Genomic DNA, 12,322 nt, shown 5'->3' with positions numbered 1-12,322 from the left:
GTGCACGTGAACGTGCACCCTCAAGGGTAAACGGGGCTCGCAGCCCACGCCGGGCGGAAAGCTGTGGGAAAGCTGAGAGTCTCGGTGCCCGGGGCGGGGGTCGAACCCGCACGCCTTTCGGCAGCCGCTTTTAAGGCGGCCGTGTCTGCCGTTCCACCACCCGGGCGGGTGACACCGGCGCGGCGACACGCGGCGGTGCAGTCTCACCGTAGTCGTTGCGCCCGGACCCGGCGTACCCCGTGCTGGTCGCGCCACTATGGTCGAGGCCGTGACCAGCGCAGCCCGCACCGCCCCCGGGCCCGACCCCGGCCAGGCTGTCCGCCTCGAACCGGAGGTCGCCCGCCCGTCCCGGTCCGCCCAGCTGCTGGCCACCGCGGTCCGCTATCGCGCGGACCTGCTGGCCGGGCTGCTCTTCGCGCTGCTGGCGGGCTGGCTCACCCACGGGCTGTGGCCGTCGCCCGGGCAGCGGATGCTCGCGCTGAACCCCGAGGACCAGACCCTCTACGAGTGGTTCCTGGCCGTCGACTCGCGCGCCCTGCTCGGCGACTTCAGCCTGCTCACCGACCGGCTCAACGCGCCGGACGGGGTCAACCTGATGACCAACACCACGGTGATCGCGCTCGGGATGCTCCTCGCCCCGGTCACGCTGCTGGTCGGCGCGCCGGTCACCTTCGCGCTGCTGGCCGCCGGGAACCTGGCCGGCACGGCGGCCGCCTGGTACCTGCTGTTCACCCGGACGCTGCGGGCCCGCCGGCTCGCCGCCGGGCTCGGCGCCGCACTGTGCGGCTTCGGCCCCGGCATGATCTCGCAGAGCAACAGTCACCTGCACATGACCGCGCAGTGGCTGGTCCCGGTGATCGTCTGGCTGGTGGTCCGGCTGCTCCGGGCCGCCGACCCGGCCGGCACCCTGGACGGGCCGGACCGCCGCCGGCTGGCCACCTCGGCGGTCGCGCTGGCGGCGGCAGTCACCGTCCAGGTCTTCGTCGGCGAGGAGGTGCTCTTCCTCGCCGCGCTCACCCTGCTGGTGATGACCGTCGCCTACGCGGTGACCGACCGACCGCTGTTCCGGCGAGCCCTGCCCACATTCGGCGGCGGGTTGATGCTCGCCGCCGGCCTGGCGCTGCTGGTGCTGGCGTACCCGCTCTGGTACCAGTTCGCCGGGCCACAGGGGGTCGCCGACGGGATGTTCAGCCCGCACTACTTCTCCGCCGACCTGAGCAGCTGGTGGACGATCTCCCCACTCTCGGTGCTGGGCAGCGACACCTCGTCCCACCTGACCACCGGGCCGGCCGAGTACAACACCTTCCTCGGCTGGCCGCTGCTGCTGGTCACCGGCGCCTGCGCGGTCTGGCTCGGCCGCCGGCCGGTGGTCGTCGCCTGCGTCGCCGGGGCGCTGGTGATGGGCGTGCTGTCACTCGGCCCCGAGCTGGTGATCTCCGGCGAACGGACCGCGCTGCCCGGCCCGTACGCCCTGCTGGGCGGCCTGCCGGTGGTGGACGGCGCGCTGCCGATGCGGTTCGGCCTCGCCCTGCTGCCGCTGGCCGGCACCCTGCTGACGCTCGCGGTGGACCGCGCCCTGCGCGAGCCCGGCCGGGCCCGGCGGCTGGTCCCCCTGGCGGTCGGCGCGGCCCTGCTCAGCGTCTTCCCGGCGCCGCTGCCGACCACGGAGCGGCCGGCGTTGCCGGCGTTCGTCACCGCCGGACACTGGCGGCAGTGCGTACGCCCCGGCGGCGTGCTGGTCCCCGTGCCGCCCGCCACCCCGAAGGACCCGGGGCCGATGCGCTGGGCGACCGCGGCGGACGCGGAGTTCGGCATGCCGGAGGGCTTCTTCATCGGCCCGTACGGCCGGGGCGGCTCGGCCACCATGGGCACCTACAAGCGCCCCACCTCGGCACTGTTGGCCGAGGTGGCCAAGCGGGGCGTTCCGGCGGCGATCGGCGACGAGCAACGGCGGCAGGCCGCCCGGGACGTCCAGTTCTGGGGGGCGTCGTGCGTGGCGCTGACCGACGACGCCCCGCACGCGCCGCTCCTGCACAAGACGCTGGAGCAGCTCTTCGGCCCCGGCACCCGGATCGCCGACGCCTGGACCTGGCGCTTCTGACCCACCCGCGGGCGCCACTCACGTCCGAACAGAAGCGCCGGCTCACCGAGGTGTTGCGTGGGTTGAAGCAGAGCGAGACGAAAAGGGTCCGCCGCCACGACAGCCGTGGCGACGACCCTTCCGTACTAACTCAGCTGCGCAGCGCGCCGACCGGCAGGGAGGCCTCGGCGAACTCCTCACGCGGGTCGTGCAGCTGGCCCAGCGCGACCACCTCGCGCTTCAGGAAGAACGCCAGCGACCAGTCGACCACGACCCGGACCTTGCGGTTGAACGACGGGATCCGCGACATGTGGTACGTCCGGTGCATGAACCACGCCGGCCAGCCGGTCATCTTGATCCCGTAGACCTGCGCCACGCCCTTGTGCAGGCCGAGGCTGGCCACGCTGCCCGCGTGCTTGTGCTTGTAGTTGACCGGCTCGCGACCGCGGATCACGTTCACGATGTTGTCGGCCATCCGGGCGGCCTGCCGGACCGCGTGCTGTGCGCTGGGCGAGCAGAAGTTGCCCGGCTCCTTGGTCAGGTCCGGCACCGCGGCGCAGTCGCCGGCGCTCCAGGCGCCCTCGACGACCCGGTCGCCGTCCACGATCTGGAGGGTGGGCAGGCAGGTGACCCGCCGGCGCTCGTCGCGCGGGAAGTCCGTGGCGTCCAGCATCGGCGACGGCTTCACGCCGGCCGTCCAGACGATGGTGTCGGAGCGGAAACTGTCGCCGTCCGAGAGCTTGACCATCCCGTCGACGCAGGACTCCAGCCGGGTGTCCAGCCGGATGTCCATGTTCCGCTTGAGCAGCTCCTGCACCGTGTAGGCGCCCATGTCCCGATCGACCTCGGGCAGCACCCGCTGGGTGGCCTCGACCAGGACCCAGCGCATGTCCTCCGGCTTCAGCTCCGGGTAGTAGCGCATCGCGTCCCGGGCCATGTCCTCCATCTCGGCCAGCGCCTCGATGCCGGCGTAGCCACCGCCGACGAAGGTGAAGGTCAGCGCGGAACGGCGGACGTCCGGGTCGGTCGTGGCGGCCGCCACGTCGAGCCGGTCCAGCACGTGGTTGCGCAGGTAGATGGCCTCGCCGATGGTCTTGAACCCGATGCCGTGCTCGTGCAGGCCCGGAATCGGCAGCGTCCGGGACACCGAGCCGGGGGCGACCACCACGTGGTCGTACTGGATCTCCCGGGTCGGGCCGCTGATCGGCTGCACGACCGCCGTCTTCCGGTCGTGGTCGATCCGGGTCACCGTGCCGGCCACCACCTTGCACCTGCGCAACTCCCGCCGCAGCGGCACCACGGAGTGCCGGGGCGAGATGTTGCCGGCCGCCGCCTCGGGGAGGAACGGCTGGTAGGTCATGTGCGGCTGCGGGTCGACGACGACGACCTCGGCCTCACGGGAGCTCAGCTTCTTGGACAGGCGCAGAGCGGCGTACAGGCCGACGTGCCCGGCACCCACGACAAGGATCCGCTTCGGATTCACGTCATCTATCTTTCCCCGGGCGGCTCGGCTAATCCCGTTCGAGACCCCCTTCTGTGACCGAGCACAACACCTGTGACCTGCACAACGTCCTGTCCGTCCCGTTATCTGCGACGCAACAGCCACCCGAGCAACGCGCTGACGGCCACCGCGACCAGCAGTCCCGCCACCGTGGCCGCCTGGAAGCCCCGGTCCGCCCCCGCCCCGCTGAGCCCGGCCAGCAGGATGCCGAGCACCGCGCTGGCGAGCACCACCGCACCGGCCCGGGCCAACCACCGCAGGATCAGATCCGGGTCGACCACCCCGTCGAAGGGCAGCAGCGCGACCAGCGCGCAGAGGGTGTGCGCCAGGTAGAGCAGCGTCGCCACGCCGAGCAGCCGCCACAGCGCGATCGGCCGGTCGAAGCCGGCCGAGGCCAGCAGCCACCCACCGACCGTGACCAGCGCCGCGAAGGTCGGCCAGACCCGGCGCGGCCCGACCGCCGGCAGCACCGCCACCACCGTGAGGGCCAACAGCGCCCGCGGCGCGAAGACCTGCACGGGGTACGCCAGCAGGAAACCGACCAGCACGGTCAGGAAGATGGCGGCCCGGACCAGCAACGGAGCCAGGCTGACCCGGGTGGCCGCGTACCGCACGGCGCGGACCCGTTCGTTCACCGCCTCCAGCATGTCGTTCATCGGGTACCCACCCGGGGGGCGGTGGCCAGCCGGGCGACGTCCCGGAGCACCTGGTCCAGGCTGCCCGCGCCGGCCCAGCGCACCACCGGCACACCGTGCTCGCGGAGCTGACCGATCATCGTGTCCCGGTCCAGCCGCCACAGCCGGTACGCCACCTCGGCCCAGCCCCGGTCCTTCGGCGGCGGCAGGTCGGCCGGCAGGGTGTCCACCGCGACCACGAACCGTCCGCCCCGGGCGAGCCGGGCCAGCATCTGCGCCGACCGCTCGTCCAACAGCGGGGTGAGCACCACCACCAGCGCGTCGACGGAGAGCACCTGCGGCCCGAAGACCTGGTCGTACGGCTCGTGCGGGGAGGCCTCGGCGTGCACGTCGAGCAGCCACTCCAGCACCGTCAGGTACTGCCGGCGTCCGGTGGCCGGGCGCAGCCGGCGGGCGGCCGGACCGTACTCCAGCATCGCCACCCGGTCGCCCCGGTGCAGGTAGTGCTCGCCGATCGCGGCGGCCGCCCGGACCGTGGTGTCGAGCACCGACGCGGGACCGTTGACACCCCCGGAGCGGCCCGCCTCCGCCAGCACGTCGAGCAGCACCACCACCTCGGCGTCCCGGTCGGAGAGGGTGGCCGCGACGTGCAGCTGGCGGGCCCGCAGCGAGACCCGCCAGTCGATCCGGCGCAGCCGGTCACCCGGGGCGAAGACCCGCACCCCGGCCAGCTCGCCGCCCTCCCCCGGCCGCCGGGAATGGTGCGCGCCGACCAGCCCGGCCGCGCGGGGCATCGCCTCCACCGCCTCGAACGGCTCGGTCCTCGGGTAGACCCGCATCCGCACCGGGTCGTGATCACGGCCCGGGAGACCAGCAGCCCGTCCGCGCTGGCGACCCGGGCGCCGGCCGGACCGATCGGGTGCCGGCCCCAGCGCAGCGCCGTACCGGACAGCTCCAGGTCGACCGCCGTGCCCCTCGGCACGGAGGTGACGAAGGGCCGGTCGGCGCCCCCGGCGCGGGCCACCTGCAGGCCCGTCCCGCCGAAGCCGACCTTCTCCACCCGCAGCCACGGCGACATCCGGGTCCGCACCACCGCCACGTCGTACGACACGGTGTCCGGGTTGCCGACGGCGACCGTGGCGGTCATCGGGCCGCCCTCCACCAGGTGTGCGTCTCCGGTGCTGATCTCCAGCTGGGGCCCGGCGGTGGGCCGTCGGCGCAGCGCGTACGCGGTGCCGAGGGCGAACGGCGTGGCCAGCACCACCAGGTCGACCCGGCCGAACAGCACCGCCGCGATCAACAGCAGCCCGGTGAGCAGCACGCCCGGCCGAGCGCCCAGGTGGGCGCCCAGCCCGTCGCCGGCTCCGGGTCGTGACGGCTGGCCATCAGCGCCCGGGCCGCCCGGCCGCGTAGCTGGGCAGCGCGCCGCTGGCCGGGGCGGGCGTCTGCTCGAGGACCTCACCGACGACGAAGGACGGGTCGACCCGGCGCAGCCACATCTCCGGGCGCAGCGTGATCCGGTGGGCCAGCGCGGGCACCGCCACCTCCTTGACGTCCTCCGGCACCACGTAGTCCCGGCCGGCGAAGACGCCCGGACCCGGGCCAGCAGCAGCAGCGCCAGCGAGCCGCGCGGGGAGGCGCCGACCAGCGCGGACGGGTGCTCCCGGGTGGCCGCGGTGAGCGCCACGATGTAGCGGCCGATCGAGTCCTCGACCACCACGTCCTCCAGCGCGGCCTGCATGGCGCGCAGCGTGGCGGCGTCCACCACCGGCTTGATCTCGGCCTCCTCGCGACGGCGGGCCATTCGCCGGCGCAGCACCTCCCACTCCTCCTCGTGGTTCGGGTAGCCGAACGACACCCGGAGCAGGAACCGGTCGAGCTGCGCCTCCGGCAGCGGGTACGTCCCCTCGTACTCGATCGGGTTGGCGGTGGCGAGCACGTGGAACGGCTCGTCCAGCCGGTAGGTGACGCCTTCGACGGAGACCTGCTTCTCCTGCATCGCCTCCAGCAGCGCCGACTGGGTCTTCGGCGGCGTCCGGTTGATCTCGTCGGCGAGCAGCAGGTTGGTGAAGACCGGGCCGGGCCGGAACGAGAAGTCGCCGCTGCGCTGGTCGTACAGGAAGGAGCCGGTGACGTCGGCGGGCAGCAGGTCGGGGGTGAACTGGAGCCGGCGGAAGTCCAGCCCGAGGGCCTGCGCGAAGGAGCGCGCGGTCAGCGTCTTGCCCAGCCCCGGCAGGTCCTCCAGCAGCACGTGCCCACCGGCGAGGATGCCGGCGAGGACGAGTTCCAGCGCCTCCCGCTTGCCGACCACGACCGTGCCGACCGCGTCGAGCACCGCCCGGGCCAGTTGGCCCACCTCGGCGGGGGGCATGCTCCGGTCCACGTCGTTCATCAGTACTCCTTCGAGGAGCCCTCGCCCTTCAGGGCGGGGAGGAATCGAACTCCTGCGGAGCAGGGCAGGGATAGCCGGTTCGCCGGCAAGGCGGACCGGTGGCCCCTCCCGAGAGCCCGCAGATTGTCACAGGGCGATGCGATAGTTCGGTAGCCATGAAGACCACGCGGGTGAAGCGGGCATTCAAGTACCGCTTCTATCCGACTGAGGCGCAGGCAGCCGAGCTGTCGCGCACGTTCGGATGCGTGCGGAAGGTTTACAACCTCGCGTTGGCGGCCCGTACGGAGGCGTGGACTCTCCGGCAGGAACGCGTCAGCTACAACGCCACGTCGGCGATGCTGGCCGAGTGGAAGAAGACCGGGGAACTGGCCTACCTCAACGAGGTCTCCTCGGTTCCGCTTCAGCAGGCCCTGCGGCACCTTCAGACGGCCTTCACAAACTTCTTCGCCAAACGCGCGCAGTACCCGCGTTTCAAGTCGCGGAAGAGATCGCGGAAGTCGGCGGAGTACACCACCAGCGCTTTCCGCTTCCGCGACGGCATGCTGACGCTGGCGAAGATGGGGGAGCCGCTGCACATCGTGTGGTCGCGCCCTCTCCCGGAGGGTGCGAAGCCGTCGACGGTGACAGTGTCCCAGGACAGCGCGGGCCGCTGGTTCGTGTCCGTGCTGTGCGAGGACCAGACCCTGCAGCCGCTGCCCCCGACCACCGCGGCGATCGGGATAGACGCCGGGCTTGACCGCCTGCTGACCCTGTCGACCGGGGAAAAGATCACCAACCCTCGGCATGAGCGGCGTGACCGTGCCCGGCTCGCCCGCGTCCAGCGGGAGCTGTCGCGGAAGGTCAAGGGCTCGGCGAACCGGGACAAGGCCCGCCGCAAGGTCGCCAAGGTTCATGCTCGCATCGCCGACCGGCGACGCGACCACCTGCACAAGATCACCACTCGGCTTGTTCGTGATAACCAAACGATCGTGATCGAGGACCTCACCGTTCGGAACCTGCTGAAAAACCACACACTCGCCCGCGCCATCAGCGACGCGGCGTGGCGCGACTTTCGCAGCATGCTGGAATACAAGACCCAGTGGTACGGCCGTAAGGTGATCGCGGTCGACCGCTGGTTCCCCTCCTCCAAACTGTGCTCGACCTGCGGAACCGTACGGGACACGATGCCGCTGCACGTCCGGACCTGGACGTGCGACTGCGGCGCCATCCACGACCGTGACGTGAACCCGGCGCGAAACATTCTGGCCGCCGGGCTGGCGGTGTCTGCCTGTGGAGCTGGTGTAAGACCTCAACGGGAGCCCTCCCGGACAAGGCGGTCGGTGACGAAGCAGGAAACCTCACGGGCGACCGTGGGAATCCCGGTCCTTCAGGGCCGGGAAGATGTCAACACAGCTTCTCCAGTTCGGTGACGATCGCCGCGAGGTCGCGCGGCGACGGGCGGCGGCGGGAGGGCGTGCTGAGGAACGTCCACAGCGGCTCCCCTAGCAGGGTGCGGGCGCGGGCCGGGTCGGACTCGCGGGTGATGCCGTGCTTCTGGCGCAGCCGCTCGTCGGCCAGCTCGCCGATCCGGGGCAGGACCCGCTCGGTGAACCGCTCGCGGTTGCCCGCGCACCAGTCCAGCGGGCGTTCCCACCCGTTGATCGCGGCGCGCAGCGCGTCCCGGGCGGCCCAGTTCCAGCTGCCCGGCTCCTCGCCCGCCGGCGCACGGTAACCGGCCCGGGGCGGCGGCGGGGGCGACAGCGCCCCGGTGACCCGCCGGACGGCGAGCAGCGCGAGCACACCGGCGACGACGATCCACAGGGAGACCTGGAGGCCGACCACCCGTAGGCCCGCCACGACGACCGCCACGATCGCCGCGGTGACCAGGAGGGCACGCAGCACCAGGCGCACCGGGCCACCGCGGGACTGGACGGCCGGTCCCGCCGGCTCCTCCTCGAACGACAGCAGGTCGTCGATGCTGGTACTCACGGCGCCACCTCGGTTCGCGACTGCGGGGCTCGCAGGACCGGCTCACTCCTCGCGCTCACGGCGCCACCTGGCCGGCGAGGTTGGTCAACTCGCCGCGCAGCCGGCGCAGCGCCGCCCGGGCCTGGTCGCGCATCCGCTCGTCGACGGTGTGCGTGGCGTACCGGGCCTCGCGGTAGACGTGCGCGAACCCGTCCAGCACGTCCGCGCTGGCGATCGCAGGGACGCCGGCCGCCGGGTCGCCGCGCAGCAGCCGGCTGACCAGATCGGTCGGGGTGTCCCCGGCGAGCCGGGGCACGCCGGCCTCCTCGGCGGCCTCCTCCAGCCGGACCCAGCAGGCGATCACCGCGGTCCGCGGGTCGGTGGCCCGGTCGTCCAACTCCACCAGGCCCGCGTCGAGCGCGGCCACCACCTCCCGCGCGGTGCCCTCGGCGGTACGCCGGGCCCGCTGCGCCGGGATCGCCCGGGTGGTCCGCCGCAGCGCGCCGCGGACCAGCGTCCAGCCGACGTACCCGATGGCGAGCAGGGCCGCCAGGCCCAGCACGACCATGGCGGCGGTGACGATCCAGTCCGGGATCTGCGCCTGGGTGGCCTCGGCGCCGTCCCTCGGCTCGACGGCGATCGACGGCGCGGGCTCGGCTGAGGGGTAGTCCGGCACGTAGGGGATGTTGTCGGCGGCGGGCGGGATCCGGCTGGCCCCGATCGAGGAGTGCCCGGCCGCCAGCGCGGCGACGGCCAGCAGGACGGTCACCGCCGCGATCGGCCACCACCTGCGCAGCACGCCGAGGTCCATCCCACCGCCCCACGCATCCTCAGTCCACCCCGGCCAACTGCTTCGCCCGGGCGAACACGTCGTCCAGCATCCCTGGTGTCAGCCGCCCGGTGAAGGTGTTCTGCTGGCTGACGTGATAGCAGCCGAGCAGCGCCGGTGCGGAGCCGCCGGACCAGTGTGCCCCATGGCCGAAGGCCGGTCGCGGACTGGGCGGCCGGACCCCGTACACGTCGCGCAGCACCGGCCACCACGCGGCCCAGGCGAAGGCACCCAGCGCGACCACGACGCGCAGGGTGGGCCGGATCAGCGCGACCTCCCGGTGCAGCCACGGCGCGCAGGTGTCCCGCTCGGCCGGGGTGGGCTTGTTGTCCGGCGGTGCGCAGCGCACCGCGGCGAAGATGCGGGTGTCCCGCAGGGTCAGGCCGTCGTCGGCGGCCACGCTGGTCGGCTGGTTGGCCAGGCCGGCGCGGTGCAGCGCGGCGAAGAGGACGTCACCGGAGCGGTCCCCGGTGAAGATCCGGCCGGTGCGGTTGCGCCGTGCGCGGCCGGTGCCAGCCCGAGGATGGCGATCCGCGCGTCGGCGGCGCCGAAGCCGGGCACCGGGCGGCCCCAGTACCGCTGGTCGCGGAAGGCCGCCCGCTTGACCCGGGCGACCTCCTCCCGCCAGGCCACCAGGCGCGGGCAGGCGAAGCAGTCGCTCACCGCGGCGTCGAGGTCGGCGAGGTCGGTCGCCCGCGCGGCGCGGGCGACCACCTCGTCGGGCGTACGCGGCTCAGCCAAGCTTGGCCCGGAAGAGTTCCAGGGTGCGGGCCCAGGCGGTGGCGGCGGCCCGCTGGTCGAACTTCTCCGGCCGGTCCTCGTTGAAGAACGCGTGTGACGTGCCCGGGTAGTCGTAGGTCTGGCAACTGCCGCCGGCCGCCTCGATGGCCCGGCGGGCGGCCTGCACGCCGTCCGCGGACGAGAGGCCGTCCTCTTCGGAGCAGTGGATCAGGGCGGCCTTGCCGGCGTAGTCGGCCCAGTCGGCGCGCATCCCCTCCCAGGGCAGCCGGGGGTAGAAGCCGGCGGCGGCGACGATCCGCTCGGAGAACGTCGCCGACCAGAGGGCCAGGCTGGCGCCGGCGCAGAAGCCGGCGCAGCCGACCTTGCCGGTGACCTCGGGACGGCCGGCGAGGTATTCCGCCGCGGCGGCGATCTCCGTCGCCGCCTCGTCCATCTGCGGCCCGTTCAGCATCTGTCGCGGCTCGGTCGGCTTGCTGGCCGGCTCGCCGTGCCGGAAGTCCGGGGCGAGGGCGACGAACCCCGCCTCGGCGAAGCGGTCCACCACCGCCCGGACGTGGGGCACGAGACCCCACCAGTCCTGGATGACGATGACCGCCGGGCTGGCCACACCGCCGGAGGGTATCGCGAGATACCCCTCGCTCGTCCCTCCGTTGCTGGTGAAGCTCACCGTCTCGCCCATGGCCCGTCCTCCTAGCGGTCAGTCATCGTTGGCTGGTCGCCCAGTGGTCCTACGTGCGGGTAGCCTGCCACGCCGCGACCACGCCGGGGAAGACGCGAGAACAGTGGCATTCACCTCCCGTTCGCCTTCCGGACAAGGCAGAGCAGGTAGCCGTCGCCGTCACCGCCGACGCGGTAGAGGACGTATCCGTCGTCGCCGGGGCGGAAGTGCGGCTCGCACGCCACCGCCGACCGGCTCCGTGCGGCGGCCGGGTCGTCCACCCGGCCGACCACCGCGTACGCGGCCCGGGCGCCGGTGCAGGGGACGATCGTCGCGTCGTCGACCGACGTAGCCCCGGTGCCGGCGACCCGGGGCAGCTCGGCGACGCAGTCGCCGGCCTTCGCGTCGGCCGTGCCGTCGCGGCCCAGCAAGCCGCCGAGGGGTCCGGGACCGAGCTTGAGCACCGCGCCCACCGCGAGCGCGACCAGCACGCCGAGGATCAGCACGACGACGCCGAGGACCGTGCCGATCCGGGACCGCCCGGCGGCCGGTGTGGACGGGGCGACGGGCTGCTGCTCGCTCTCCCGTGCGGGGGGTGCGGGAGCGACGGCGACCTGCTCTGACACGGGCGTTCCTTCCGGGGTGGGGTGAGAGCAAGCGACACCGTAGCGATCAAGATCGGGTCGCGCTGCACCGCCCCGTCCATCATGGACGCACGAGGGCACCCACCGGATCGGTGGGCGCCCCTCGGTGTGGTTCAGCGGGTCGGGCTCGGCTCCGGGACCGTGCCGGTCGGGGCCGGAGTCACCGTCGCGCTGGGAACCGCGGTCGGCGTGGCGGCCGCCGTCGGCAACGAACTTCCCGACGGCGCCGGGGTCGCCCCGCCCCCGTTCGCCCCCGGCGGCACCGGTGCCGTGGCGGGCGGCCGCGGCCGGAACGGGGCCATTTCCGGGCAGTACGGGTAGCCGGTGCGCAGCGCGGCGTCCGGCTGGGCCGGGTCGACGCACGACGGGTAGCCGAGCCGGATCGGCACGCCGTTCTGGTCGAAGAGCCGGGCGTTCTCCACCAGCCGCCCCTCGCTGTCGTAGACGAAGACGTCCTGGACGCTGTCGTACCGGTCGCCGACCGACACCCCCTGGTAGCCGAAGTCGTCCCACTGCGACCGCTCGTCGAGGTTGACGAGCAGGACCAGCCCGAAGACCACCAGCACGAGGGCGCCGGCGTGCATCAGCCGGCGCGGCCACCGCCGCAGCCGGTCGGAGTTGCGACCGAGCCAGATCGAGGCCAGCACGGCGGCGACGAGCACGAGCAGGCCGGTGACCTCGCTGAGGAAGGGCCGGGGCACGAGGGTGAGGTCACCACTGAAGATCGCCGAGAGCAGTGCCGCCGCCAGGTAGCCGCGCAGCACCCACCAGGCCGGCCGGAGCAGGCGGAGGAACTCGCTCGCCGAGGCGTACCCGAGGATCGGACCGAGACTGGTGTCGAGGCCGGACAGCCGGGCGCGGGCCCGGTGCGCGGCGGCGGCGATCCGCCGGGACA

The 12,322-nt window shown here is 73.3% G+C and carries 9 protein-coding genes, 1 tRNA gene and 3 pseudogenes; 2 read left to right on the top strand and 11 right to left on the bottom strand.

The window, feature by feature from the left end:
* Positions 1 to 85 precede the first annotated feature (85 nt).
* Positions 86 to 166 (bottom strand) — tRNA-Leu (locus JNW87_RS09485).
* Between the two features lie 102 nt (positions 167 to 268).
* Here JNW87_RS09485 and JNW87_RS09480 point away from each other — a divergent pair.
* The gene (locus JNW87_RS09480; RefSeq protein ID WP_238453505.1) at positions 269 to 2,101 is read left to right on the top strand and encodes a hypothetical protein; all 1,833 of its coding nucleotides are present in this window, start codon (positions 269 to 271) and stop codon (positions 2,099 to 2,101) included.
* Positions 2,102 to 2,231: 130 nt separating this feature from the next.
* Here JNW87_RS09480 and JNW87_RS09475 read toward each other — a convergent pair whose 3' ends face one another.
* The 4 genes and pseudogenes from JNW87_RS09475 to JNW87_RS09460 all read right to left on the bottom strand — a co-directional run bounded on the left by JNW87_RS09475 (position 2,232) and on the right by JNW87_RS09460 (position 6,608).
* Positions 2,232 to 3,563, bottom strand: a complete 1,332-nt coding sequence (locus JNW87_RS09475; RefSeq protein ID WP_109805086.1) for an NAD(P)/FAD-dependent oxidoreductase — start codon at positions 3,561 to 3,563, stop codon at positions 2,232 to 2,234.
* A 101-nt stretch (positions 3,564 to 3,664) separates the two neighbouring features.
* Positions 3,665 to 4,225: a hypothetical protein gene (locus tag JNW87_RS09470; protein WP_375373484.1), complete on the bottom strand. Its 561-nt coding sequence runs from the start codon at positions 4,223 to 4,225 to the stop codon at positions 3,665 to 3,667.
* Between the two features lie 8 nt (positions 4,226 to 4,233).
* Positions 4,234 to 5,602, bottom strand: a pseudogene (locus JNW87_RS09465) (DUF58 domain-containing protein).
* A pseudogene (locus JNW87_RS09460) lies at positions 5,602 to 6,608 on the bottom strand (AAA family ATPase). The pseudogenes JNW87_RS09465 and JNW87_RS09460 overlap by 1 nt, the downstream one beginning before the upstream one ends.
* Positions 6,609 to 6,763: 155 nt before the next feature.
* On the opposite strand from JNW87_RS09460, the gene JNW87_RS09455 reads away from it, so the two are divergent.
* A complete protein-coding gene (locus tag JNW87_RS09455) occupies positions 6,764 to 8,017 on the top strand; it encodes an RNA-guided endonuclease TnpB family protein (RefSeq protein ID WP_109805082.1) in 1,254 nt (417 codons plus the stop codon).
* Here JNW87_RS09455 and JNW87_RS09450 read toward each other — a convergent pair.
* The 6 genes and pseudogenes from JNW87_RS09450 to JNW87_RS09425 all read right to left on the bottom strand — a co-directional run.
* Positions 7,992 to 8,576: a hypothetical protein gene (locus JNW87_RS09450; protein ID WP_109805081.1), complete on the bottom strand. Its 585-nt coding sequence runs from the start codon at positions 8,574 to 8,576 to the stop codon at positions 7,992 to 7,994. The genes JNW87_RS09455 and JNW87_RS09450 overlap by 26 nt on opposite strands.
* 55 nt (positions 8,577 to 8,631) lie before the next feature.
* Positions 8,632 to 9,366, bottom strand: a complete 735-nt coding sequence (locus JNW87_RS09445; protein ID WP_109805080.1) for a DUF4129 domain-containing protein — start codon at positions 9,364 to 9,366, stop codon at positions 8,632 to 8,634.
* Between the two features lie 19 nt (positions 9,367 to 9,385).
* Positions 9,386 to 10,098: pseudogene (locus tag JNW87_RS09440) on the bottom strand (uracil-DNA glycosylase).
* 19 nt (positions 10,099 to 10,117) lie between these two features.
* Positions 10,118 to 10,804: a dienelactone hydrolase family protein gene (locus tag JNW87_RS09435; RefSeq protein ID WP_238453504.1), complete on the bottom strand. Its 687-nt coding sequence runs from the start codon at positions 10,802 to 10,804 to the stop codon at positions 10,118 to 10,120.
* 110 nt (positions 10,805 to 10,914) lie between these two features.
* Positions 10,915 to 11,409 carry a hypothetical protein gene (locus tag JNW87_RS09430; protein ID WP_109805077.1) on the bottom strand — a complete coding sequence of 165 codons (495 nt, stop codon included), beginning with the start codon at positions 11,407 to 11,409 and terminating at the stop codon, positions 10,915 to 10,917.
* A gap of 131 nt (positions 11,410 to 11,540) precedes the next feature.
* Positions 11,541 to 12,322: hypothetical protein (locus tag JNW87_RS09425; RefSeq protein WP_238453503.1), on the bottom strand; the 782-nt coding region annotated here is incomplete at its 5' end.

Origin of the sequence: Micromonospora sp. ATA51 (assembly GCF_016802855.1) — a bacterium.
GTDB lineage: Bacteria > Actinomycetota > Actinomycetes > Mycobacteriales > Micromonosporaceae > Micromonospora > Micromonospora sicca.
Note: the sequence above shows the minus strand (reverse complement) of the source record. Positions and strands in the feature narration are given on the sequence as shown.